Origin of the sequence: Nonomuraea sp. NPDC026600, from assembly GCF_040638335.1 — a bacterium.
Classification (GTDB): Bacteria; Actinomycetota; Actinomycetes; order Streptosporangiales; family Streptosporangiaceae; genus Nonomuraea.
The window spans coordinates 12,525-34,118 of the sequence record NZ_JBEZYD010000018.1 but is presented as its reverse complement, the minus strand read 5'-3'; the positions used below and the strand labels follow the sequence as shown (position 1 = coordinate 34,118).

33 protein-coding genes are annotated in these 21,594 nt (G+C 68.8%); 16 read left to right on the top strand and 17 right to left on the bottom strand.

Translation table 11 applies throughout. The features are described 5' to 3' along the window. Positions 1–20: 20 nt before the first annotated feature. The 9 genes from AB0F17_RS34425 (at position 21) to AB0F17_RS34385 (ending at position 5,850) form a co-directional block, all read left to right on the top strand. Positions 21–839 (top strand): RNA ligase family protein, encoded by an 819-nt coding sequence (locus AB0F17_RS34425; protein WP_358031474.1) that lies wholly within the window; start codon positions 21–23, stop codon positions 837–839. A 72-nt stretch (positions 840–911) separates the two neighbouring features. After that, positions 912–1,184, top strand: a complete 273-nt coding sequence (locus AB0F17_RS34420; protein ID WP_358031473.1) for a hypothetical protein — start codon at positions 912–914, stop codon at positions 1,182–1,184. Beyond that, entirely contained in the window at positions 1,177–1,575 is a 399-nt protein-coding gene (locus tag AB0F17_RS34415; protein WP_358031471.1) for a hypothetical protein, read from the top strand. The genes AB0F17_RS34420 and AB0F17_RS34415 overlap by 8 nt, the downstream gene beginning before the upstream one ends. 72 nt (positions 1,576–1,647) lie before the next feature. Then, entirely contained in the window at positions 1,648–2,439 is a 792-nt protein-coding gene (locus tag AB0F17_RS34410; RefSeq protein WP_358031470.1) for a tRNA(His) guanylyltransferase Thg1 family protein, read from the top strand. 424 nt (positions 2,440–2,863) lie between these two features. Further along, on the top strand, positions 2,864–3,424 hold the full coding sequence (locus AB0F17_RS34405; RefSeq protein WP_358031468.1) for a hypothetical protein: 561 nt from the start codon (positions 2,864–2,866) through the stop codon (positions 3,422–3,424). A gap of 133 nt (positions 3,425–3,557) precedes the next feature. After that, complete coding sequence (locus AB0F17_RS34400) at positions 3,558–3,851, top strand: hypothetical protein (protein WP_358031466.1); 294 nt, start codon at positions 3,558–3,560, stop codon at positions 3,849–3,851. A gap of 174 nt (positions 3,852–4,025) precedes the next feature. After that, on the top strand, positions 4,026–4,223 hold the full coding sequence (locus AB0F17_RS34395) for a hypothetical protein (RefSeq protein ID WP_358031464.1): 198 nt from the start codon (positions 4,026–4,028) through the stop codon (positions 4,221–4,223). Next, positions 4,220–5,140, top strand: coding sequence for a site-specific DNA-methyltransferase (locus tag AB0F17_RS34390; protein WP_358031462.1), 921 nt, complete (start codon positions 4,220–4,222; stop codon positions 5,138–5,140). The genes AB0F17_RS34395 and AB0F17_RS34390 overlap by 4 nt, the downstream gene beginning before the upstream one ends. Further along, positions 5,140–5,850 carry a DNA methyltransferase gene (locus tag AB0F17_RS34385; protein ID WP_358031460.1) on the top strand — a complete coding sequence of 237 codons (711 nt, stop codon included), beginning with the start codon at positions 5,140–5,142 and terminating at the stop codon, positions 5,848–5,850. The genes AB0F17_RS34390 and AB0F17_RS34385 overlap by 1 nt, the downstream gene beginning before the upstream one ends. 67 nt (positions 5,851–5,917) lie before the next feature. On the opposite strand, the gene AB0F17_RS34380 is transcribed toward AB0F17_RS34385, so the two are convergent. The 3 genes from AB0F17_RS34380 to AB0F17_RS34370 form a co-directional block, all read right to left on the bottom strand. Further along, positions 5,918–6,340, bottom strand: coding sequence for a hypothetical protein (locus tag AB0F17_RS34380; protein ID WP_358031459.1), 423 nt, complete (start codon positions 6,338–6,340; stop codon positions 5,918–5,920). Positions 6,341–6,628: 288 nt separating this feature from the next. Further along, positions 6,629–7,453 (bottom strand): hypothetical protein, encoded by an 825-nt coding sequence (locus tag AB0F17_RS34375; protein ID WP_358031458.1) that lies wholly within the window; start codon positions 7,451–7,453, stop codon positions 6,629–6,631. A gap of 213 nt (positions 7,454–7,666) precedes the next feature. After that, the gene (locus tag AB0F17_RS34370) at positions 7,667–8,119 is read right to left on the bottom strand and encodes a hypothetical protein (protein WP_358031456.1); all 453 of its coding nucleotides are present in this window, start codon (positions 8,117–8,119) and stop codon (positions 7,667–7,669) included. 156 nt (positions 8,120–8,275) lie between these two features. Between AB0F17_RS34370 and AB0F17_RS34365 the strand changes: the two genes are divergently transcribed. The 4 genes from AB0F17_RS34365 to AB0F17_RS34350 all read left to right on the top strand — a co-directional run bounded on the left by AB0F17_RS34365 (position 8,276) and on the right by AB0F17_RS34350 (position 10,314). Continuing rightward, complete coding sequence (locus tag AB0F17_RS34365; protein WP_358031455.1) at positions 8,276–8,752, top strand: 6-carboxytetrahydropterin synthase; 477 nt, start codon at positions 8,276–8,278, stop codon at positions 8,750–8,752. Between the two features lie 24 nt (positions 8,753–8,776). Then, positions 8,777–9,361, top strand: a complete 585-nt coding sequence (locus AB0F17_RS34360) for a hypothetical protein (protein WP_358031454.1) — start codon at positions 8,777–8,779, stop codon at positions 9,359–9,361. Beyond that, the gene (locus AB0F17_RS34355) at positions 9,358–9,996 is read left to right on the top strand and encodes a hypothetical protein (RefSeq protein ID WP_358031452.1); all 639 of its coding nucleotides are present in this window, start codon (positions 9,358–9,360) and stop codon (positions 9,994–9,996) included. Before AB0F17_RS34360 ends, AB0F17_RS34355 begins: the two co-directional genes overlap by 4 nt. A 138-nt stretch (positions 9,997–10,134) precedes the next feature. Continuing rightward, positions 10,135–10,314: a hypothetical protein gene (locus AB0F17_RS34350; RefSeq protein WP_358031450.1), complete on the top strand. Its 180-nt coding sequence runs from the start codon at positions 10,135–10,137 to the stop codon at positions 10,312–10,314. Between the two features lie 78 nt (positions 10,315–10,392). On the opposite strand, the gene AB0F17_RS34345 is transcribed toward AB0F17_RS34350, so the two are convergent. The 3 genes from AB0F17_RS34345 to AB0F17_RS34335 form a co-directional block, all read right to left on the bottom strand. After that, complete coding sequence (locus AB0F17_RS34345) at positions 10,393–10,701, bottom strand: hypothetical protein (protein WP_358031448.1); 309 nt, start codon at positions 10,699–10,701, stop codon at positions 10,393–10,395. Between the two features lie 70 nt (positions 10,702–10,771). Next, positions 10,772–11,065, bottom strand: coding sequence for a hypothetical protein (locus AB0F17_RS34340; protein ID WP_358031446.1), 294 nt, complete (start codon positions 11,063–11,065; stop codon positions 10,772–10,774). A gap of 16 nt (positions 11,066–11,081) precedes the next feature. Further along, positions 11,082–11,303, bottom strand: coding sequence for a hypothetical protein (locus AB0F17_RS34335; RefSeq protein ID WP_358031444.1), 222 nt, complete (start codon positions 11,301–11,303; stop codon positions 11,082–11,084). Positions 11,304–11,512: 209 nt separating this feature from the next. Here AB0F17_RS34335 and AB0F17_RS34330 point away from each other — a divergent pair, with 209 nt between their 5' ends. From AB0F17_RS34330 to AB0F17_RS34320, 3 genes are read left to right on the top strand one after another with little or no spacing between them, the layout of a single operon-like run. Further along, a complete protein-coding gene (locus tag AB0F17_RS34330) occupies positions 11,513–12,631 on the top strand; it encodes a tyrosine-type recombinase/integrase (RefSeq protein ID WP_358031442.1) in 1,119 nt (372 codons plus the stop codon). Further along, a complete protein-coding gene (locus AB0F17_RS34325) occupies positions 12,621–12,944 on the top strand; it encodes a helix-turn-helix transcriptional regulator (RefSeq protein WP_358031440.1) in 324 nt (107 codons plus the stop codon). Before AB0F17_RS34330 ends, AB0F17_RS34325 begins: the two co-directional genes overlap by 11 nt. Positions 12,945–12,959: 15 nt before the next feature. Further along, positions 12,960–15,371, top strand: a complete 2,412-nt coding sequence (locus AB0F17_RS34320) for a hypothetical protein (RefSeq protein ID WP_358031438.1) — start codon at positions 12,960–12,962, stop codon at positions 15,369–15,371. A gap of 61 nt (positions 15,372–15,432) precedes the next feature. Here the strand turns inward: AB0F17_RS34320 and AB0F17_RS34315 are convergent, their stop codons facing one another. The 11 genes from AB0F17_RS34315 to AB0F17_RS34265 form a co-directional block, all read right to left on the bottom strand. Beyond that, positions 15,433–16,221 (bottom strand): hypothetical protein, encoded by a 789-nt coding sequence (locus AB0F17_RS34315; protein WP_358031436.1) that lies wholly within the window; start codon positions 16,219–16,221, stop codon positions 15,433–15,435. A 266-nt stretch (positions 16,222–16,487) separates the two neighbouring features. Then, on the bottom strand, positions 16,488–16,682 hold the full coding sequence (locus AB0F17_RS34310; RefSeq protein WP_358031434.1) for a hypothetical protein: 195 nt from the start codon (positions 16,680–16,682) through the stop codon (positions 16,488–16,490). Between the two features lie 52 nt (positions 16,683–16,734). Beyond that, positions 16,735–17,136, bottom strand: a complete 402-nt coding sequence (locus AB0F17_RS34305; protein WP_358031432.1) for a hypothetical protein — start codon at positions 17,134–17,136, stop codon at positions 16,735–16,737. A 48-nt stretch (positions 17,137–17,184) separates the two neighbouring features. After that, complete coding sequence (locus tag AB0F17_RS34300) at positions 17,185–17,571, bottom strand: hypothetical protein (protein WP_358031430.1); 387 nt, start codon at positions 17,569–17,571, stop codon at positions 17,185–17,187. A gap of 39 nt (positions 17,572–17,610) precedes the next feature. Next, entirely contained in the window at positions 17,611–17,928 is a 318-nt protein-coding gene (locus AB0F17_RS34295) for a hypothetical protein (protein WP_358031428.1), read from the bottom strand. A gap of 153 nt (positions 17,929–18,081) precedes the next feature. Then, positions 18,082–18,474: a hypothetical protein gene (locus tag AB0F17_RS34290; protein WP_358031427.1), complete on the bottom strand. Its 393-nt coding sequence runs from the start codon at positions 18,472–18,474 to the stop codon at positions 18,082–18,084. Positions 18,475–18,568: 94 nt separating this feature from the next. Further along, entirely contained in the window at positions 18,569–18,697 is a 129-nt protein-coding gene (locus AB0F17_RS34285) for a hypothetical protein (protein ID WP_358031425.1), read from the bottom strand. A gap of 107 nt (positions 18,698–18,804) precedes the next feature. Continuing rightward, a complete protein-coding gene (locus AB0F17_RS34280) occupies positions 18,805–18,993 on the bottom strand; it encodes a hypothetical protein (RefSeq protein ID WP_358031423.1) in 189 nt (62 codons plus the stop codon). Between the two features lie 76 nt (positions 18,994–19,069). Continuing rightward, positions 19,070–19,375, bottom strand: a complete 306-nt coding sequence (locus tag AB0F17_RS34275; protein ID WP_358031421.1) for a hypothetical protein — start codon at positions 19,373–19,375, stop codon at positions 19,070–19,072. A gap of 130 nt (positions 19,376–19,505) precedes the next feature. Beyond that, the gene (locus AB0F17_RS34270; protein ID WP_358031419.1) at positions 19,506–19,748 is read right to left on the bottom strand and encodes a hypothetical protein; all 243 of its coding nucleotides are present in this window, start codon (positions 19,746–19,748) and stop codon (positions 19,506–19,508) included. 897 nt (positions 19,749–20,645) lie between these two features. Then, positions 20,646–21,578 carry a hypothetical protein gene (locus tag AB0F17_RS34265; protein ID WP_358031418.1) on the bottom strand — a complete coding sequence of 311 codons (933 nt, stop codon included), beginning with the start codon at positions 21,576–21,578 and terminating at the stop codon, positions 20,646–20,648. Positions 21,579–21,594 lie beyond the last annotated feature (16 nt).

The following is a 21,594-nucleotide window of genomic DNA, read 5'->3' as shown; positions in this document are numbered from 1 at the left end:
CAGCAGCGAAGGATGCGTCCTTGCCTTTCCCCCTCGACGAAGCCAACCAGGACAAGCTGAACACCCTCACCAAGTACCCGAGCATCCCCACCCACCACGTGATGGATCGCAGCAGCCGATCCGGTCAGCTCACCGAGACACCTACCGTCTACGACGGGCCTGCCCTCCTCAGTGAGAAGGCCGACGGCGTCAACGTCCGCATGACCCGCCTGCCCGACGACGACTGGCTCATCGGCCTGCGGGAAGAGTGGCTGACCGCACGCGGCGACCGGGTGCCCAGCCGCGACTTCGGCGCCGTCAAGGCCGTCAAGGACCTGGCGGCCCGGATCGAACCGCAGCCCGGTGTGATCGTCACGCTGTACGTGGAAGTGTTCGGCAGCAAGGACATGAACGCGTGGCAGAACTACGGCGACGGCACCACCCCATTCGTTCGCCTGTTCGACGTCTCCGTTATCGACATGGGCATGCTGGAGCTCGACCGGGAACAGCTGTCGCGCTGGCGGAAGAAGGGCGGCCAGCCGTTCCTGCCCGAGGATGACCTGCAGGCGATGGCGGCCCGCGTCGGCGTGGAACTCACCCCGCGCCTGGCAGAGATCGACGGCGCCGACCTGCCCGGCAGCGTGGACGGCATGCGCGCCTTCCTGGAGCCGTACCGAACCACCCGCCTGGCCGCGTCCGGCATTTCCGGATTCAGCGAGGGGGTCGTGATCCGGACCCCCGATCGCGCCGTCATCAGCAAGGCGCGCTTCCAGGACTACGACAAGACCATCCGCATCCGGGCCGAAAGTGACCGGCTCGCCCGCAAGCAGGATCGCACCGCCGCTCACGCCGCCTTCTGACCCGACTTCGCGCCCGCCCCTCGCCAGCGGGCGCGAACGCCATACACGTCCCACATTCGGGAGGAAACACACATGTCCGGGTTCAAGACACGCCAGCAGCTCGCCGACGCCTCCGCCGGCTGGGGAGCGCGCCTTCTGGTGCTCGACGGCATCTCCGCCGAGCACATGCCGAGCGACGACCCGGAACTTCGCCAGGCGTGGCAGAACCTCGAGGCGGCCGTGGCAGCCGAGCAGGAGGCGGCCGCCGCCGTGAGCCGTCTCCTGTCAGCCGCGAAGGCGCTGTCGCCAGCGGACGTAGACACGGCAGCTGAGCCGGAACCCGCCCGAGCGGCCGCCCGTGCCTGACCTGCCGGGCGGTGGGCCCGCGTCGCCGCTGGAGTTGGTGGCCGAACTACGCCGCCAGGTCAGCGGCCTCGTTGCCCACATCGACACTGCCAGCAAGCCGTCGCCGGATCACGCTGCGGGGCATCGCCTGCCGGGTCCCGTCTGGCATCCAGTGCCCGGGTGGACGGTGCGCCTTATCCACGACGAAGGCATGCCGGACTCGGTGTATGTGACGACCCCGCACATGTACGGCAGCAGCGACTTCGACGCCTACCGCGCGGCCGCTGTCCGCCGGATCGCGATGGCGATGCTCGCGGCCTGCGACGCCGCGGATGCCCGCATGGCCGGCGTGGCCGTGCTCGGCCGCGACCTTCCCGAACATGGCGACTGCCGCGAAGTCTGCCACGACTGAGACGGCCTGCGCCGCCGAGCTCTGTCTCTGCCCACGCCCCAGATCGACCCCCTTTTTTTGGAGAGCACCCCTGTGAGTGACACCACCGCCCTAGGCGACCGCATGAAAGCCTACGAGCAGGTCACCCGCACGATGCTGCCGAGACGGACGTACACGATCGTCCGCGTTGACGGCCGCGCCTTTCACACGTTCCTCAGGCATGCCGACCGCCCCTTCGACGACGCCGTGGTCGCCGCCATGGACGCCGTGGGGCAGACGCTATGCAAGCAGATGGCCGGCGCCGTGCTCGCGTACACCCAGTCGGACGAGTGCTCCGTGCTGATCACCGATTTCGCCACCCCGCGGACGCAGCCGTGGTTCGGCGGAGTGGTGCAGAAGATCGCCTCCGTGGCCGCGTCGATCGCGGCCGTGGCGTTCAACGAGCAGTACGGCCTCGACTACGACGACGCCATCGCGACCTTCGACGGCCGCGTCTTCACCATCCCGGACGTCGAAGAGGTCGCAGCGTACTTCCAATGGAGGCAGCGTGACTGCGTCCGCAATTCGATCACCATGGCCGCGCAGGCGAAGTTCTCCCACCAGCAGCTCCACGGCAAGAGAACGGGCGACATGCAGGAGATGCTGTGGTCGCAGCACGGCATCAACTGGAACGACTACCCAGCCGGAGTCAAGAGGGGCCGCGTGTGCGTCCGCCGCGCCGAGCCGGCGGACATCACCTACACCGACCAGCGCACTCAGCGGGAGACGACGAAACAGGTGACGCGCTCCAGGTGGGAGATCGAGGCCGCGCCATCGTTCACCGCAGATCCGACCGGGTGGCTTGCCGCGGCGATCCCAGCGCGTGCGCGTACCCCGGCTGCCTGAACGGCCGCACTAGGGTTTCGACGGCCGCGTCTTCACCATCCCGGACGTTGAGGGAAGGGCGCGATCTTGTCGGCGCCTCGGGATGCGCTCTGTTTCACTGGCTCGGCCCCTCTCCTTGCTGCCGCTTGGTCTGCAAACCGGACCAGATCCAGGCGGCTCCTCTGAGGCAACAGGGGAGCCGCCTGCAAGAGCGGTCACAAGCATTGCCCAGCTCGACAAGGCGATCCCCGAACGTCAGCGCAACCCTGGCCGGAACAACCGGGAGGCTTCTGAGGACTGCGGCCGCCGGCGTAGGGGAAAGGTGGCCTGCGCCTGCCAGAGAACGACGACCAATTCCTCGACAAAGTAACGCTCTTGCACTATTTTACAAGAAATAACGGGGGAGCGATCCCCGGCACCTCCGCCCATCCAGGAAGGACACGCCATGGTCCAGTCCTATCGTTGGCTCCTGCAAGACGCCGAAACCCCCGACGCCCGCGGCGAGATCGCCGTCATCCACCTGTCGGGATGCACGTGCACCCTCGATCCGTTCGCGCGGTCCGGCACCGTCCAGGCCGACACTGCCGCAGCGGCGGCCGGCCTCGCGGACCCTGCCATCCACGAGGCTGGCGCGGACGACTACGAGTACGCCGACTGCGTTCTGGCCGCCCTCGACGCGGTCGTCCCCGCCTATGCCGCGGACCTGGTGTCGGCCCTCGACGCTGTGCCCATGAACGCCAACGAGAAGGCGTCGGTGTTCCGGCTGTCACGTCACAGCCCCGACAGTGGCGCCCTGGCCACTCTCATCCGGCGCGCCCGCGGCCAGGACGATCAGCTGCGGAAGGAGTTCGCCGACATGGTGGCCGAATGGGACGAGCACGGCGATAAGGCCGCCGCGGCCGACGGGCGCAACGACCGGCAGGAAACCGTGAAGCACCTGTTCGCCTACGACCAGGCGGCCGAGCGCATCGTCCAGCGCCTCCAGCAATGGCTGGGCGCCGCCTGATCCGCGTTCCGCCTCCCGGCGAGCCCCGCATCCGTTCTCCGATGCGGGGCTTCGTCATGCAGGGGCCACCAGCTCACTTTCGAACACATGTACGCACAGCATCGCGCCGAATGCGGTGTGCGACCATAGTGTTATGGTCGCGCTCAACGTCACACTCGTCGTCCCTCCTGGCTGTACAGAAGACGAGGTACGGCAATGGTCGATGGCGTGCGCCACCGGTAAACACACCCCGTGTCAAGGCCGGGTGATCAACCCGGACCCGGACGCCACCGGCGAGAACACCACGCTGCCCTGCGGGTGCGTCGTCTGCCAGGACAAGCCGTCCCATAAGGACAACGGCAAGGGCGGCCGGCCCTTCAAAGACCCAGCGGAGGCCGCACGGCGGCGCGAGGAAGAATCCGGCACCGCCCCGGTGTACGCCGACTAACTGCTGAAGAACTGCGCCGCTGATGGCCAGCCCTGACGTCGACGCGACCTAAGCCGACCTGGCTGATACCTCTCCCGGCGTGAACACCCCGAACCCAAAGCCGCCGGGCACCGCCACAGCTTCCACACGCGCGCGACGGCGAGCCCACGCCACCAACGCCGCGCCGGTGACCGCATGAACAGCTCGCCCCTCACTGGCTGCGCGCTCGTCATTGACCAGATGGTCCGCCTGCTCGCCATCATCGCCCTGATCTGGTCAGCGCTGACCACCAGCAGCGCCCCGCTCGCGTTTCTGTGCTGGGCACTGACCAGCGTGTTCGTCCTGGCCGTGCTCCTCGGCCCGCTCGCCCGTCTGGCCGGGAGCAGCCGATGACCGAGCCCGCACCCAGCACCGCCACCCCGTTCACGGCCCCGGCGCCCACCGCTGTTGAACCGTACTGGTCCAGCGACACCGCCACCCTGTACAAGGGCGACATCCTGACCGTTCTGCCCGCCCTGCCGACCGACAGCATCGACGCCGTCGTCGCCGACCCGCCCTACTCCTCCGGCGGCGTCTCCGTCGCCGAACGCAAACGCTCCACCCGCACCAAATACGTGTCCGGCAGCGTCGGCGACATCGCCCACGAAAACCCCGACTTTCCCGGCGACCAGCGCGACCAGCGCAGTTGGACGTTCTGGTCCACGCTGTGGATGAGCGAAGCGCTGCGGCTGACCAAGCCCGGCGGCTCCCTCCTCGTCTTCACCGACTGGAGGCAACTTCCGTCGACGTCGGACGCCGTGCAGGCCGCTGGCTGGACGTGGCGCGGAGTCGTCAACTGGGTCAAGCCCCGCGGCCGATCCCGACCGATCCGCGGCGGCTTCTGGAACCAAGCCGAGTACTGCGTGTGGGCCGTGAACGGCTCCATCCAGCGCGACTACGAGGTGTACCTGCCGGGCGCGATCGAGGCCCGCGCACCCGTCGGCGCAAACCGCCTCCACCAGACCGAAAAGCCCGTCGACCCGCTGCTGACCACGCTCGTGCGCGTCGCCCCGCCCGGCGGCGCCATCCTCGACCCGTTCGCTGGCTCCGGCTCCACCGGCGTGGCCGCCCAGATGCAAGGCCGCCGTTTCACCGGCATCGAGATCACCGACCACTACGCCCGCGTCGCCGCTGAACGGCTGTCACGGCCCGCTCTCGCCCCCGGCGGAAGCGTGGGCGTCGAACCGGCCCACGAGGAGGGCGCGGCCGCCGAACCGGAGCCCGCCGAACCTGCGCAGCTATTCGCGCCCGAGCACACGGAGAACGGCTGATGTTGCCCGCGCCCTACTACGAAGACGAGCTGGTGCAGCTGTACCAGGGCGACGCGCTGGACATCCTCGCTGAGCTCGGCCCGGGCGACGTCGACCACGTGGTCACCGACCCGCCCTACCAGACCACCGGCACGTCCTGGGCGACGAAAGCGTCCTCGTGGGCGGACACGATGAACACGGCACACTGGTTCACCACCTGGTACCGGCATGTAGCCCGCATCCTGCCCGAACACGGCAGCTTCTGGTCCTGCTGCAACTGGCGCACCTTACCGATCGTGCAGCGCGCCGCACACGACGCCCGCCTCGACATCACCTCAGTGGCCGTCTGGCACAAGGACGCCATCCGCACCGGCAGCCCGCGCGGCCTTCGCGCCGACCACGAGCTCATCGCCATCATGGCCAAGGCAGGGTTTCGCATCACTGATCGGTCCGCCGGCGACGTGTGGACGATCAAAACCGGCACGCGTAAACCACACGGCCACCCGGCGGAGAAGCCGGTCGCGCTGCCGGCCCGCATCCTCGAACTCATCCAGGCCGTGCCCGGGCAGACGATCCTCGACCCGTTCGCCGGATCCGGCACCACCGCCGAAGCGGCCAAACGACGCGGCCACAGGGTGATCGCGATCGAGGCCGACGCCACCTGGTGTCAGACCATCGCCACCCGCCTGGCCGCCGTTCCGGCGCCCGCACACGATCGCGATTCCCCCTGACAGCTCCGTCGTCGTTGCCTCCACCTGCGATGGGCCGCGAACGCGGCCCATGCGGCCCGCTGGAGGCTCAGCCTTCGATGGGGCGCAGCTCCCATCCTGTGAGGATGTCGTCGCCCTCGTGGATCAGGCGGTAGCCGGGATGGTGCGAGGTGGCGAGCTCTGGGCGGGCGCGGATCGTGGCTAGGAACACAGCCTGGTCGCCGTTGCGGGGGCCGCCGACGAATGCGGCGGTGAAGTTCCGCTGCTCCATGGGGCGCTCAAACGTGCCGATGTGGACGAACGCCCACCCGTCGGGGCGATGCTCCGGCTGGTACCGCTCGATGACGTCGTCGGCCTCGCTATGAAGAGTGCCTGGGGTGAAGTCCCAGGTCTTCCCGCTGTCGGCCATCTCCCGCAGCTCGTGGTCGGCGTAGTCCAGCCCGTTGACCTCGCCATCGAGGGTGCCGCCCACATAGCGCACGGGAACGATGCGGTGCTCCTGCCAAACCATGACGGCATCCTGCCACGAACAAGCCCGCCTGGACGCGGAAAAGCGACCAGCCCGTCGAAGGGCTGGGGACTGGCCACGCAAGATCTATCGTTCACAGCTACAGGAGTTCGCACACCTCTTCGTGCCGGTGAGTTTCCGAGTCGCCGGACTCGACATGGTCGTAGCACGTCACGCCGCATACGACCTGGCCGGACGCACTCCACCACTCGTCCCCTTTCTGCTCAGGGGAGCGGCGGCCGCAGCACACGCAGTGATCCACGTCCGGACCGGGGCAGGCCATCATCTGCTTCACTGGGCGCCGCCCTCGTGCACGAGCAGCCACCCAGCGACCTGGGCGACATGTTCTTCGTCGAGGGTGCCGTCAACGGCGACGAGCAGGGTCGGCGCCCTGTCCTCGTGACGCTGGTGCGCCGCGTCGGCGGCTCGGGCCGTCAGCGAGTTTGACGTGGCGAGACGGGCGTAGGTGACAGGCGGCTCGGGAGCGTTGGTGATGTGGTCGATCGCGCTGCGTACAACGCCGTTGACGTATCGGGAGTCTCTGTCGGCGCCAGCTTTTACCGGGAGGACGCCGATCGCCGGCAGGCCGATCGTCTGCTCCAGCCAGCGCACCGCCTCGGGCTCCCACGCGGTCGCCCACCGCACATCTGAGCCGAGAACCGGCATGACAACCACCGGCTCCGGGTGAAGCCACACATGCTGGCCCGCCGTGAGGGCACGAGTGTACGGCCCGTCGTAGACGGCCTCGCGCCAGCCAACGACCTTCGTTCGACAGACGAACAGCGCCGTGTCGAGGAACACCATCGGCCGATCAGCCGGTTGCTGGGCCAACTCCCGGACTGCCTCAGCCACTGCGCGGTTGAGACCGGCGTACGTTCCAGGGTGCATGTCGTGGATGTCGAGCCACCACCGTGCGGAGGTGTGCCTGGCGATGCTGCGGATGAGCGCCGCCTCCGCGACGGCGGCCTGCTTGGCCGGCCAGCGGGCCGACCAGTCGCCGACCGTACGGAGAAACTCGTTTCGGCGGGTCGTGGCCTGGGCGATCTGCTCTTCCGAGCCGGTCAGGGGCGGAAGCGTACGGAGCTGTTCCTCCAGGCTGGAAGGCTCGCAGGTCATGTCTCTCCTCAGGGCCGTGACGTATCGCCCGGCTGCCGTGGGCCGGGTCACGACCCCGCAAAGGCGGGGAGAGGCATGCCTACGTGCGCGAGAGCGGGGCGGTTCACAGCACTGCCGCGATTCATTTCCGCGGGTGCGGGATCAGCCGCGATTTAGATGCGCACGCTAGGCACGTCGAGCCTACTCCAGGCGCAACCCTCGCTGCGGCCCCGCTCAGAGCCCGATGCGGTCGTACATCTGTACCGCCATCTCGCGTGCCAGCCAGCCGAGTCGCTCGCCGGCGAACCGCGCGGCCAGCTCGTCCAGCAGCGAGGCCACCACGTGCGTCTCGTCGTAGTCCAGAACGGGAAGGCGCTCGCCGCGCTGGTCACCCATCATCCTCCGTAGGAACGCCTCGAAGTCATCGCGGCTCATCGCCTCCCCTGACGGCTGCTTCACCGACAGCATGACCGGCTCATCGGCATCGAACGGGAACAGCCCAGCGCGCCGGCCTGCCCGCAAGTACAGGGCCGCGGTTGCTGCCGCTTCGAGCCGCTCCTGCTCGGCCAGTTCCGACCATGGTGGAAGGCCGCTGAGGGGGTGCTCGACAGCGATCGCGTGACGTGCCTGGGCCAGACGGCTCGCGTGCTCGCGCTCGGTGTCGTCGGCGTACTCCCTGTCGGTCACGCGCAGCTCCTTCACATCTCGGTGAACGCGCCTCATTCTGCCGAGCGGTGTCCGCTCAGGTCTGCTGAATGAGCCGAAGCGACGTTAACTCGCAGATGTGTCACACTCCGCCCGCATTGCCCGGTCATGCCAGTACGAGGGGAGCAGACCACTCACGTGTTCACCACCGTGTTCACCCACCAATTCAACGCATCCCACCAGGTGCCGTACCTGCCCGGCGAACTCGCCGAGCTGCACGGCCACACGTGGCGCGTCTCCCTCACGGTTGCCGGGCCGTCGCTGAACGCCCACGGGCTGCTCATGGACGAGGTCGCGTTCGCGACGCCCATGCGCGACTTCATCTCCGCCCGCCTGGACAACGCCGTCATGGTTGGCGCTGGCGACCCGTTCGCCCCCATCTTGGACGCCCACGGCAAGAAGCTGTTCGTGTTCGGCAGCGACTACGACGGCGCCGCCTGGCCCACTAGTCAGGCCCTGGCGCTCATGCTCGCCCAGCACGGGCACGGCTGGCTCGCCGCCGCCTCCGACCGGAAGGACGTCCACCTGGCGTCCGTAACCGTCCACACCGCCGAGGACGTCACAGCGACATGGCGCAACCCGACGCTGCTGCCCGCCCTCACCTTTACCCGATAACCCCCTTGCAAGGAGATCCCCACCATGACCACCACCACCCCGAACGACATGGTCACCATCACGCTGCCGCGCCCCCAGGCGGTCGCACTCGCTCACCTGGCCGACGCCACAGCCACCCTCAAGCAGGCCCTGTCCGGCAACGCCGAGCAGACCACCCTGCCGGTCCCCGCCCTCGCTGCTCGCACCGTTCAAGACCGCGCCAGCGCGGCCGCCACGCGCGAGCGGATCCTGACGATGCTCAACCGGGCCGGAACCAGCGGGCTGCTCACCGCCGACATCGCCGCAAGCATCGGCAGCGTCGGACGCGCCACGTACGCGCTCGGCGTCCTCGAAGGCAACGGCCTCATCTACCGCGTTGGCGTCGGCCTGGCCACCTGGTATTCCAGCACCCACCGCCTGGCCCTCATCGCCGAACTGCTCAACCGGCTCCCCAACCACGACCTGACGATGCAGGAAGCCGGCGAGGTCCTCGGGCTGGGTGCCACCACCATCCGCACCCTTCTGGACAGCCGCAGGCTCTCCGCTCGCCGCGTCGGCAACACCACGATGCTGTACCACGATTCCGTGGCCGACTTCATCCGCCGCATAGGGAGCAACGAAGACGCATGACCGAACACCCGCCCGCCGGCGAACCCGCACCGAACCCCGGCAACAACGTACAGACCAGCGGCCCGGCCGAAGACACCAGCAAGCCGGCAGGCCGCCCCACCAAGCTCACCCCCGAAATAGCCGAGGCCCTGTGCGAAGCCCGCCAGAAGGGCCACAGCATCACCGGGGCGGCAGCCCTGTGCGGAGTGGGCAAATCCACCCTCATGCGCTGGCTCGCGGACGGAGAACCCGACGCCGCCCCGGGGGAGTTTCGGGACTTTCGGGACCGCTTTACGCGCGCGGGCGCGCGCGCGATTGGGTCGTTGATCAATGCGGCGTTCGAGGATGCGCTGGGTGGCGTGGTGGTGAAGACGGTGGAGCGGACGTTGCCGGATGGGTCGTCGGTGCGGGAGGAGCAGGTGACGCCGCCGAACGGGAAGGTGGCGTTGGAGATTGCGTCGCGGTTGGCGCCGGAGGATTGGCGGCAGGTGAAGGCGGTGGAGTTGACCGGTGCTGATGGTGGGCCGGTGGAGGTCGCTCATCAGGCGGGGATTGTGGAGGGTGTTGTTGCTCGGGTGGCGGCGGTGAAGGCGCGGAAGGCTGCCGAAGCTGCTGAAGTGGTCGAGGTTGTTGCCAGTGGCGATGACGGTGGGTGAGGTGCGACCTGCGGCGATGCTGCCATTTGCGTGACGGTGTGTGATCGTTTTGGTGGTGTTGATGGGTGCTTGTGTGTGGGGGAGGGGGGTTGGGTGGTTGCGCGTCGTCGGCGGCGGCCAGCGGGTGATGGCTGGCTGATGTGGTTGGGGCGTTGCTGGCGGGCCGCGCTCGCTGTGGTGGTGGGGGTGGCGTTGGGTGCGGCGTGGGCGGCGGCGGTGCACGCGGATGAGGTGATGACGCTGGTGTTCGTCGGTGTGGCCGGGTGCGCGGCGGTGTTGTGTCTGGCGTCGGCGGTGCTGGCGGCGGTGCGTAGGTGATGGCTGGGGAGCGGGTTAGCCCTGTGCGGAGTGCCGTGATCACAGTGGCGTGAGCGCCCCCCGGGGGTAGCCGTTTGGTCAAGCGGGCAACAGGGGCCGGATGTCCACGCTCGGGTCCAGGTCGGCGAGGTCGATCATCGCGCCGAAGTAGGCGGCGCAGGCGTTGTGGTGAGCCGCTCGGAGGGCGGCGATGGCGGGGCTGGCCTCGGCCTTGAGGTCGGCCAGGCCGAGTACGAAAGCGGTCTGCGCGCTGTCGGGGACGTCGAGCGCGTGGCGAAGGCGCTTGGCGGCGGCAAGGAGGTCGCGGCCGGTGATGCGGGCGGCGAGCCTGGCCTCCCAGAGGAGAAACTCTCGGGTGTAGGTGCCGTCGGGATTCGTGGCAGGCATCGGTCTCCTTGGTGCGTGGCGGGCCGGGGAGGGCGGCGGGTGTTGCCGCCCCCCTTTCTGCGTTGGGGTGTCAGCGGTGGGTGCGCTCGCAGTCGAGGGCGAGGTCGTACAGCCGGTCGACCTCGTTCTCTCCGAGGAGGTCGACCGCGTCGTCGGTGCCGTTGGTGAAGAGGGATTCGGCGTGGTCGCTGGCGGCTTGCTTGTCGAGCGCCTTCAGGGCGGGATCGATGAGGTAGCGGGCGGGGTAGTGCTCGCGGGCGTAGGCGCGGCCTTCGGTTTCCATCTTGGCCAGGTGGACGAGCGCGGCGCCCTTGTCGGCGTCGGGCATGTCGTCCCAGGTGGGTAGGGGGCTGGTGTCGGGCATGTGTTCTCCGGGTTGGTCAGGCTGTGGTGGGTGGGGTGACTTCGGTGAAGCCGCCGAAGGCGTGGACGATGCGGATGCCGGCGGAGTCGCGGCCGTGGATGTCGTAGAAGCCGCGGCAGACGGCCTGGCGGGCTGCGGGGGTGCCGCCGTACGGGAGCGTCTTGTGGCAGATGATCCACGAGTTGTTCGCGAGGGCTTCGGCGACCATGGCGTTGCGGCGGCTGGGTTCCAGGTGCATGAGGTTGCCCGGACGGAAGATGCAGGTGTTGCATTTGGACGCGCGACCGGGCGGAATTGCATCTGATGCAAGATCGGCGGGGATGTTCCTGCAGGAGCGGTTGTGAGCCTAGAAAGTAAAGTTCCTCGGATCAACCCGTTGTGACCAGCGGGTTCGCACTACCGTCTGCATCTGATGCAAGGAATCTGCACCTGAGGGACGGTGATGCGGTGCCTCGGAACCCTTCGGAGCCGATCGGTTCGGCTCGGCTGGAGCTCGTCGAGGGCGTCCATCTGCTGCATCCGGAGGATGCTGTCTTCGAGGCGATGCTGCGGGGCTGGGAGCGCCAGCAGCGGGGTGGGCGCAACCTTCAGGCCAAGACGATCAACGACCGGATCGGTCGCGTACGACAGTTCATGGCGTTCACCAACGAGTACCCGTGGACATGGACAGCCGGGCACATGGACGAGTGGATGACGACCTTGGTCTCCGAGGAGGACAAGGCCGAGTCGACCATCCGTAACTACCAGCAGGCCATCCGGCTGTTCTGCGACTTCTTGATCGACCCCAACTACAGCTGGGGTGAAGAGTGCGTCGGCCGGTTCGGAACACATCCGGTCCAGATCTGCCACGAGTTCAACACCGTCGCCCACCTGGTGGCCTACGAGGGCAAGGCCGGGCGGCGGCCCTTCACCCGCAAGGAACTGCAGCGCTTCTTCGACTACGCCGATGAGCAGGTCGATCGGGCGGTGAAGCTCAAGCGCAAGGGCGCGCTGGCCGCCTATCGAGACGCCACTTTGTTCAAGGTCATGTACGCCTGGGGATTACGGCGCACCGAGACGGCGCGGCTGGACATCGTCGACTTCCGCCGCAACGCGCACGCGCCGGAGCTCGGCGACTTCGGGTTGTTGCACGTTCGCTACGGCAAGCGCACCAGCGGGTCGCCATGGCGGCGGCGGACGATCCCGACCGTCATGCCCTGGGCGGTGCCCGTCGTCGAGGACTATCTGACCAATGTCCGCCCCAAGTTCGGCCTGGAGGAGCACCCCGCGGTCTGGGTGACCGAGCGCGGGGGCCGGTTGAGAGGCCGGGAGATCAACGATCGCTTCGCCGCCTATCGGGATGCGCTCAACCTGCCCGCGGACTTGGTGCCGCACTGTCTGCGGCATTCGTTCATCACACACCTCATCGAGGACGGCGCGGATGCCAAGTTCGTGCAGGCCTTGGCCGGCCACGAGTACGCGTCCAGCACCGCGATCTACACCTCGGTCAGCGAGGACTTCATGAACACCATGATGCGCAAGGCGCTCGACCGGGCCCTTGCCCTGGAGGACGATCATGACAGCTAAGCTCGACTACCGCTGGCGGCTGCGGCAGGTCATGGCCAGCCAGGAGATGTTCAGCACTGCGGCGCTGCGCCCGCTCCTGGCCGAACGCGGCATCGAGTTGTCCGGCAGCCAGGTCTATCGGCTGGTCACCGAGCGGCCCGAACGCCTCAGCCTCAAGGTGCTCATGGCGCTGCTCGACATCTTGGACTGCTCGATGGAGGACTTGATCGAGCCCATCGAGGCGGGCGCCGCAGCGCAACCGCGCAGGAAGGCGGCGGGCGCCGAGGCCGGAATCGGAGACCTGCGTCCCAAGCGGGCCAACATCGTCAGCTGACCGAGGCCGAACGCCATGCGCGAAAGTGATGCCCCGCCCACCCCGATCGCTCAAGCCCTGCACGAAGCGGTCGACGTCGTGATGCGGGTTGAACCAGATCTGGGCCGCACCGACATCGACCACGCCGTGCGCCGCGCGGCGAGCACCAGGGCGATGCAGCGCCGCCTGGCCCAGGCGGTCACCTCTCAGCCGGAACTGCTGACCTGCGGCCGCCCCGACGGGCCCATCGTCGTCGACAAGCTCATCCACCAGCTGCTCGCCGCCGGCGGCCGCCGGGTGGTCGCTCCGCTCTGTCCACGCTGCGGCAAGCCCACGCCCTTGGGAGCACGCGACGGGACCACCCGCATCTGCTATCCCTGCGACACCAAGCGCCGCCTGGAGGGAACCACCTGCGCGGAGTGCGGCCGCCCGGGCTTCCTCGGCCACCGCAACCGTCAAGGCGCGCTGGTCTGCCGAAGCTGCCGGCCACGTCTCGACGGCGACCCGGTGGACCTGGTCTGCGCGAACCTGAAGAACCACCCCTTGGGCCTGTCCGGCGAGGTGCTGCGCGAGGCCGTGATGAAGGTGTCCAAACAGCCCTACCACCTGCTGCAGCTGGCTTGGGAGCTGGAGGATCGGCCCAGCCTGCTGACCGGTGAGGCCGCGCACGGCTCACCCCGCCTCATCCGACTGATCGCCGAGCTGCTCATACGAGGGGCCGCGCGCGTCGTCATGCCGCCCTGTCCCCGCTGCGCCGGGGATCGCCCGCTGGCGCACAACAAGGACGGCCTGCGCATCTGCGCCGCCTGCTACAAAAGGGCGGCAGGTCCGCGGACATGCTCGGCCTGCGGGAAGCAGGACCGGCCCGCCGGCCGGGACGCGGCCGGCCAGCCGCTCTGTGACCGCTGTTGGCGGCAGGATCCGCTGCTGCAGGAGGAGTGCGTCCGCTGTCACGAGATGCGCTACGTCGCTCAGCGCACCCCGGAGGGTCCGCTCTGCAAGGCGTGTCACCGCCCGGGGATGGCGATCTGTGTCCTTTGCGGCAAGCTGCGGCCCTGCATCGCGGCATCGACGGGGATGCCGAGATGCCAGGCATGCAGCCAGAAGAAGTGGCCCTGCGTCCGCTGCGGAAAGACCCTCCACACCGTTGCCAGAACCCCTGAGGGGCGCCTCTGCAAGACCTGCTACGAACGGGACCCGATCTCCTTCAAGACCTGCTCGAGATGTGGTGCCGTCGAACGGCTGCACCACTTCGGGCTTTGTGCTTGCTGCGTGGTGGACGAGCGCACCCGTGACCTTCTGACCGGTCCTGACGGAACGCTCCGGCCCGAGCTCGAGCCTCTTCAGCAGGCTCTGGTCAACGCGCGTTCAGACGCGATGCTGGCCTGGCTGGACAAGTCGGCTGGCGCCACGATCCTGCGCGAGATCGCCGCCGGAACCTGCCCGCTGAGCCACGAAGCGCTGGAACAGCGGCTCTCCAGCCGGGCGGGCCTTCACCTGCGCGAGATCCTGGTCAAGGTCGGGCTCCTGCCCGCGCGTGATGAGCACCTCGCGGCGCTTGACAGGTGGATCAACGCCAAGCTGGAACATGCCCTCCCCGGGCGCAGGAAGATGCTCCGCACGTTCATGACCTGGAACCAGACCGGGCCGTTGCGACGACGGCTCGGCGGCCGCCCGGCGAACTACACCCAGGTCGTCGCCATCAGGTCCGTGCTCAACGCGACGCTCGCGCTGCTTGGATGGCTCGATGAGCAGGAGATCGCGCTGGACGCCTGCCGCCAGTCCGACATCGATCGCTGGCTTGCCGCAGGCAACAGCACGCGTCATCGAGCCCGCGCCTTCGTGCAGTGGGCCGTGAAGCACCAGCACGCGCACCGCATCGTGATTCCGGACTGGAAGAAGAGGACCCTGCGCGATCCCCTCGGGGCAGAGACCCGGTGGGCGCTGGCCCGTCAACTGCTCGGGGACGACACCATCCCGGTTCGGGAGCGCATCGCCGGGCTGTTCGTCCTGCTCTATGCTCAGCCGCTGACCACCGACCATCTCATCGTCCACGACCACGAGATTCACGTCCGCTTCGGGCAAGCTCCGCTCCTGTTGCCCGGCCCGCTCGCCGATCTCGTCCGCCGGCACCTCGGCACGCGCCGCAGCCACGTGGTGGTCGGGCGAGACGACACCTCGCCATGGCTCTTCCCCGGCGCCCACAGCGCCCGGCCGATCAGTCCCACTCACCTCGGCAAGCTCCTCCGCGACCTGGGCATCTACTCGGTCCCCGGCCGACAGGCTGCCCTGCTCGACCTCACCACCCAGATCCCCGCGGGCGTCCTGCAGCGGCTGCTCGGCCTCAGCGCGAAGACCGCCGAACGCTGGAGCTCCCGCACGGGCACCTCCTGGGCCGCCTACGCGGCAGAAGTTCAGCGGCGAGGAACCACGTGGTCCAGCGGCTGAGTGCCTATGAACATTCGCTCACGGCTCGTCACACCGTCACCGGCGGCGTCGACCACCTCCACTATGAGGCGGTCACGATGCTGCGCGGCCCGGGGCGCAGGGACCTCTTAGTCTCGGTGAAAGACAGCAAGCCGCGCTCGCCCAGGTGGTGGATGGCCGCATTGACCCTAGGGCCGGACCACCCGAAGGTCGCCCCGACTTCTTGCCAGGTGGGGCCGATCTTGCGTCGGGCGACAAACTTCGCGACGAACGCGACGACCTCGTCTTCCCGATCAGCGAGATCGTCAGGCACTTGAGATCCCTGAACCATGGCCTCCTGCTCGACGGCCTCCAGAGTGGGCAGCTCACCGCGGCTGACCACCGCCTGCCAGGCCAGTACTTCCCGGCGGGTGACGTGGCCGATGCGCTGAACCCACGGCGCTAGTCGATCGATCTGAAGCAGGGTCACCGGCTGCCCCAGAATGTCCAGCCAAGCCATCGCCACGGCCAGACGCGGCAGCTTGATCACGCGCTGGCCGCGGCCACGTCCAATCTGCATGACCTTGGCAGCCCACTCCTCCGGCTGGGCTTCCCCCGCGCGTCGCGCATATTCGGTCAGGCACGCTGTCCAAGCGGCCAACTTGTCGTCGATGGTCTCGGGAGTGGGCATGATCCCCTTGCGGACCAGGCACTCGACGGCCAAGGACTTCCAGGAACCGCCCGGACAACTGCCCGCGTGCTCAACCACGGCCGCCACCAGCTTCGGCGTCGGGTTGGTCACCCCCGCGCAACGCAACCAGTATCGGGCATATCGCCGTCGCTCAGCAGGAGATTCCGAGCGCCGCTGATCGTCCGAACGCAAGTTCATCATGAGCCTCACACCTATCGAACCGGGGCTGCTCCTTCACAGCGACACGCCGTCCATGGGCGCCCATCAGGGGACTGTGACACGGGCTTTCCGCATCTTTGGATAGCCGATCCTGCCAGTCACAGGCGGGGCTGGCCGGTCGCGGGGTCGATGATGCCAGCGGGGTCGTCGTCGATGTCGTCGGTGTGGGGCATGAGGGGTGGGTTCTCCGTCGAGGGCAAAGAGAGGGACGGCGGGGGCGGTGGCAGCCCCCGCCGTTGTTCGGCTGGTCAGGAGCGCGTGGGGCGAATCCTGCGGGTGAGGCGCAGGGTGACCGTGGCGAGTGCCTTGGCTCCTTCGACGAGGGCGGCGGTCAGCGCGAGAAGCAGGTAGCCGATCCAGTAGAGGACGTACGCGCCGAAGCCGAGGATGAACGCGCCGCAGAAGATCATGTAGAACCAGTGGCCGAATGTTTCGGGGGTCATGTCGTCGTCCCTTCCGATCCCCATCGCTTACAAAGAAAATAGTACAGGATAGTTAATTGAATGGGAAGTGGGTGGTGGTTGCGGGCGCGGTGTGGCGGTTGTCGCCGTTAATCTCCCATGACTTGCACCCCCAGCGGCACGGCTTGCCGCGGTCGGCCCGGCAGTACCGGCAGCTGAGCGGGTAGGCGATGACCGGCTCGGCGCCTGGGTTGTCGCGCAGCGCTTCCTCCTGGTAGCGCTCGTACGCCCCCTGGAGGATGGCGCCGGGGTGGACGCGGCCGCGCGCTAGCCGGTGGAGGAGGTCGGTGATGGTGTCGCGGGCGATCTCGTCGAGGTTGCCACCGTCGAGGCCGCGGTCTTCGGGGTCTCGGGCGATGACGGCGTATGCGGCGAGGGCGGTTTCGCCGCGCTGGCTGCGGTCGGTGTTGGTGGGGTTGTTCGGTGAGATGCGCACGATGGTCCTTGTGTGGCGGCGGGTGTGACGGCGTGGGCCGGGTTGTCGTCAGTTTCCGAAGCTGAAGTCGAACGCCTCGTGCTCCTCGTCGGTGAAGCGGTCGAAGTCGTCGCGCCAGCGGGCGTGCTTGGCGGTTTCGTCGGTGGCGCCGAGCTCGTCGAGGATGCGGGCGACGTCGTCGAGGGTGGCGGTGTCGTTGCTGGCGAGATCGGCGAACAGTTCCGGTAGCTGGGCCCAGGCCGTGAAGTTGCTGCTGGTCATTTCGAGATTGAGCGGCGGCCCCCAGCCGCCGGTGCGGTTGGTGAAGCGGAGGTGCCACAGCCGCCCTGTGGTGGCGTGGTGGGCGCTGATGATGAGCGCCTCGGTTCCGCCGTTGCGCTTGTGGGACGGGGCGCGATGGTAGGTGAGGGTGGCGTTGTCGGGCAGGGCGGGCATGCTGGTCGCTTTCGATGGGGGAGAGGTGGGCGGTTGCCGTCAGCTGCTGGTGGGGGTGCTGGCAAGGGCGGCCACCTGTTCGAGACGTTCGAGGGTGAGGCGGTGGCCGGTGTCGAGCCGGATGCCGTGCTTGCGGAGTGTTGCGGCGGCGGCGCTGCGCCGTGCGTTGTGGCCGGCTGTCTCGGCCGTCTCGATCCACTGGCGGCGGAAGGCTTCGCTGGCGCGGCCGTTGTCTCGCCGGAACGTCTGCCTGAACATGAGGTATTCGACGGTGAGGTGCTCGTCGCCGGCTTTGGTCACTTTCCCCGGCCAGCCGTCTTGCGGCTGCTCCATCCAGGCGCCGTCGGTGTCGAACACGCGGACGTCATCGCCGATTTTGAGGTTCTGCGTCGGCGTCGTGTCTTGGCGTGTCGCGGTTCTCCTTGAGCCTGCTGGGGGCTGGTTGGAAGGCGGCGCTGGGCGGCGGGTGCGTCGCCGCCCAGCGGGGTGCGCGCCGCGCGGGGCGCGGTGTCAGCCGTTCCAGGTGAAGGTGCCGACGAGCGCGGCCATCTGCTCGAGGTGCTCGTCCGTGAGGCGGTGTCCGAAGGCGAGGTTGATGCCGTGCCCGCGAAGGGTCGCGTGGATCTCGCCGTTGCGTACCCTGCGGGCGGCCTGCTCGGGCGTCTCGATCCGCTGGTGGCCGTACTTGTCGTTGACGGAGCCGTCTTCCCGCCGAAACACCTGCGTGTACCCGTCGTAATTGCCATATCTGACGGTGATCAGCTTTCTGCCGACCTTGACAACCTTGCCGACCCAGCCGTCCTTCGGCTGCCCCATCCGCGCGCCGTTGACGTCGATGACGCGCACTTCGTCGTCAACCTTGAGGCTCATCGTCGGCGTGTCGGGGGTGGCGTTCTTCGGCATGGTGCTTGATCTCCTTCAGGTGTTGAGCGGGTCGGCTTGTGCTGGTCGGGGTGAGGGCTGGGGCGGCGGGTGCGTCGCCGCCCCAGCGGGCGGGCTATCGGCTCTCGCGGCGCAGGATGAGGGCGGTCGCGGTGATGGTGGCGAAGGTGAAGAGGGCGGCTCCGATGACGTAGGCGGGGGTGGTGTAGAAGGTCACGGCGGCGTTCATCAGCAGGTCAAACATGGTTTCTCCTGGATTGACAGAGAAGGGATCGCATCCCCTTCTCTCTCTATAAATAGTACAGGATAGTTAATTTCATGTCGATTCTGCGTTGACGAGGGCGGGCGGGGTCAGCCGTCCTCGTCGGCGATGAGCCGGGCGAGGTCGCGCTTGCCGCGCCGCCGCTGGAGTCGGACCCACTTGCGCCGGTAGCGGCGGCCGGTGGGGGACCGGCTGAACATGGGGTCGTGGCCGGGGCAGCAGACCTCGTGGTCGCGCACGCGGCCGGCCATCGGCGCGTTGTTCAGGCTGCTGTTCACGGGTGTTCGCTCCTGTCTCTCTCGGTGGGTGCGATGTGACGGGCGCGGCAGGGCTTCCCCCGCCGCGCCCGCTCGATTACGTGGTGGCGGGGGCGGGGATGTTGCAGACCCGCGTGAGCAGGCCGAGCGTCGGCCGCGAGTGGAAGCCGTCCGTCACGCTCGGCCTGGCGAGCATCCACAAGATCAGCGCGTCCGCCTCGCCGGGGCTGATCGTGCCGCTGGAGGCGTCGGCGAGCCGCGCGGCGGCGGCGGCGTGGTCGGCGCGGCGCTCGCCGACGGCGGCGGCGTGCTCGGCGAGCAGTCGCATGCCGGGAAGTTGTGACCGCTTCTCGCCTACCTCGTTGCGGAGGTAGGCGGTCATGACGGTGACGGTGTCGCTCACGGTTTCTCTCCCTGGTCATCTGCGGGGATCGCGCCCCCCGTCTCCATGCAGAAAATAGTGCAGGATAGTTAGTTAAGTGTCGAGTTTGGAGTGGGTGCCCCGCCCCTATCGCGGGGCGGGGGTGGCGGGGTCAGGCGCGGCGGCGGTTGCGGTGGCTGGTGGGGTCGAGTGTGGCGGCTATGCCGAACAGCGCGGCGGCGGCGGCGAAGGTGAGCAGGACGACGGGGACGACTGCGCGGCTGAAGGTGGCGGCGGCCATGGCGGCGGTTCCGCCGTCGGTGCCGCCGCTGGTGGCGAGGTCGGGGAGATAGCGGGCGGCGGCGAGCGCGGCGAGCGCGAGGGTCAGGGAGATGAAGAACGAGCGGAAGGCCACGGTGGCCCCTTTCCTGGATCGGGGCGGGAGGATCGCACCCCTCCCGCCTGAGCACAAGAAAACAGTACAGGACTGTTAAAAACAGAGGCAAATCTACTCACCGACCCGCAAAGCCGCAGGCCAGACGGTACACCCGCGCCCGCATCAGACGCCGCGCGAGCGCGCCCAGCAACTGGCGCGAGCAGTCCGGCACCGCGCCGGGCGTCCGGCCGGGCACCGGGACCGGCCGGCGGCAGCTCGCCGGTGGGCGGCGCCCAGCTGGCGCCGGGGTCCTGGCCGTCCGCCCGGCTGCGCCAGCCGTGACCAGCGCAGCCCCCCAGCTCGCGAACCCTGCCGGTGCGCAACCGACCTCGAGGGCGCGCCCCGCGCAGCATGTCCGCCGCGCGGTGGGATGCGCGGGACGGCGGGCATGGCGGGCGCGTGCCGAGCGGGCGCGCCGCCACGGTGGCGGGGGCAGTGCGCGTCGCTGCGCGCTGTCCCTGCCGTCTCGGCTGCCCATCGGCGCGCCCTTGTGTACGAGCGACAGCGGGGCAGCCGAACCGCGCGGGGTCCCTCCCCCCGCGCCCCCGCTCGTCGCTGCCCTGTGGTCTGCCTCCGCATGGGCAACCTGAACGCCGCGCGACCCAACGACCGCGCCACCATGGCGGCGCTGTACGCGCCCGTGCGCGCCGCTGCCGCGCCCGTTCATGATCACCCTGCGCCCGCGCGGTGCCCGCTTCACAGACGCGTACAGCGCGCCCGACGCACCAGCGGCGGCCGACACGGCAAAGCCGCGAGCCTCGCCCGTGATGTCAGGCGCGAGGCTCGCGGCGGGAGGCAACAGGATGCCCCCGCGCCTGCGTGGGTGCGGGGGCTTGGGGTGGGTGCCCCCGCCCTGTGGGGCGGGGGCGGGGCGGGTTAGAGGGTTGCGGTGGGGGCGTCCTCGTCGCGGTCCTCCTTCTTGGTCTCCTTGTTCTTGTCCTCCTTGTTGTCCTGCTTGGTCTTGTGGTTGCGGTAGTGGGTGGCTGCTTTCTGGGCGATGAGGAGGAGGAGCGCGCCCGCCATGGTGTAGGCGATGAGGTTAAGGGCGTTGAGGGGGGCGGGGGTGGTGGCCATGGCGGCGGGGTCGAGGGCGGGGGCGGGGGCGGGGGCGGTGGTTTCTGGTGCGGCGACGACGACGGCGGGCGGCATGGTCGCGGTGTTGTCGCTGGTGGCGGGGGTGTTGTTGACGGCGGGGGCGTAGCCGTACGGGTTGGGGTTGGTGGTGGTGGTGGTCTCGGTGACGGTGGGGGCGGGCTTGGCGCTCGCCTTCGTGGTCGCCTTCGTGGTCGCCTTCGGCTTGGGGGTGGCGGTGACGGTGCGGGTGGTCGTCGGGGTTGCGGTCGGGGTGGCGGTGACGGTGGCGGTGGGGGTGCTGGTCGGGGTCGCGGTGGTGGTGACGGTCGCGGTGGGGTTGGGGGTGGGGTTGGCCGTCGCGTTCGGGGTGGCGGTGACGGTGGCGGTGTCGAGTTTCGCGCCGTCGCTGGTCAGGCGGACGGTGTAGGTGCCCGCCTGCTCGGCGGTGAAGGAGACGGCGAACGTTACCCCGCTGCACAGGGGGTCGGCGGGGCTGGTGCCGAGCGGGGCGCTGTCGCCGTTGGGGGCGATGGCGGAGATTTCGGCGGTGCAGGTGCCGACGGTGACGGCTACGGCTTCGACGGTGCCGCCCTGCTTGAGGGTGGCGGTGTTGAGGGTGAGGGTGCCGCTCGGCGTGGTCGCGGCGGCGGCGGTGGTGGCCGTGATCGCGAGCGCGAGGGTCAAGGTGACCAGCAGCGCGAGGAGCGCGGCGGCGGTGGTGCGGAAAGCCTTCACAGTGTGGCCCTTCCTG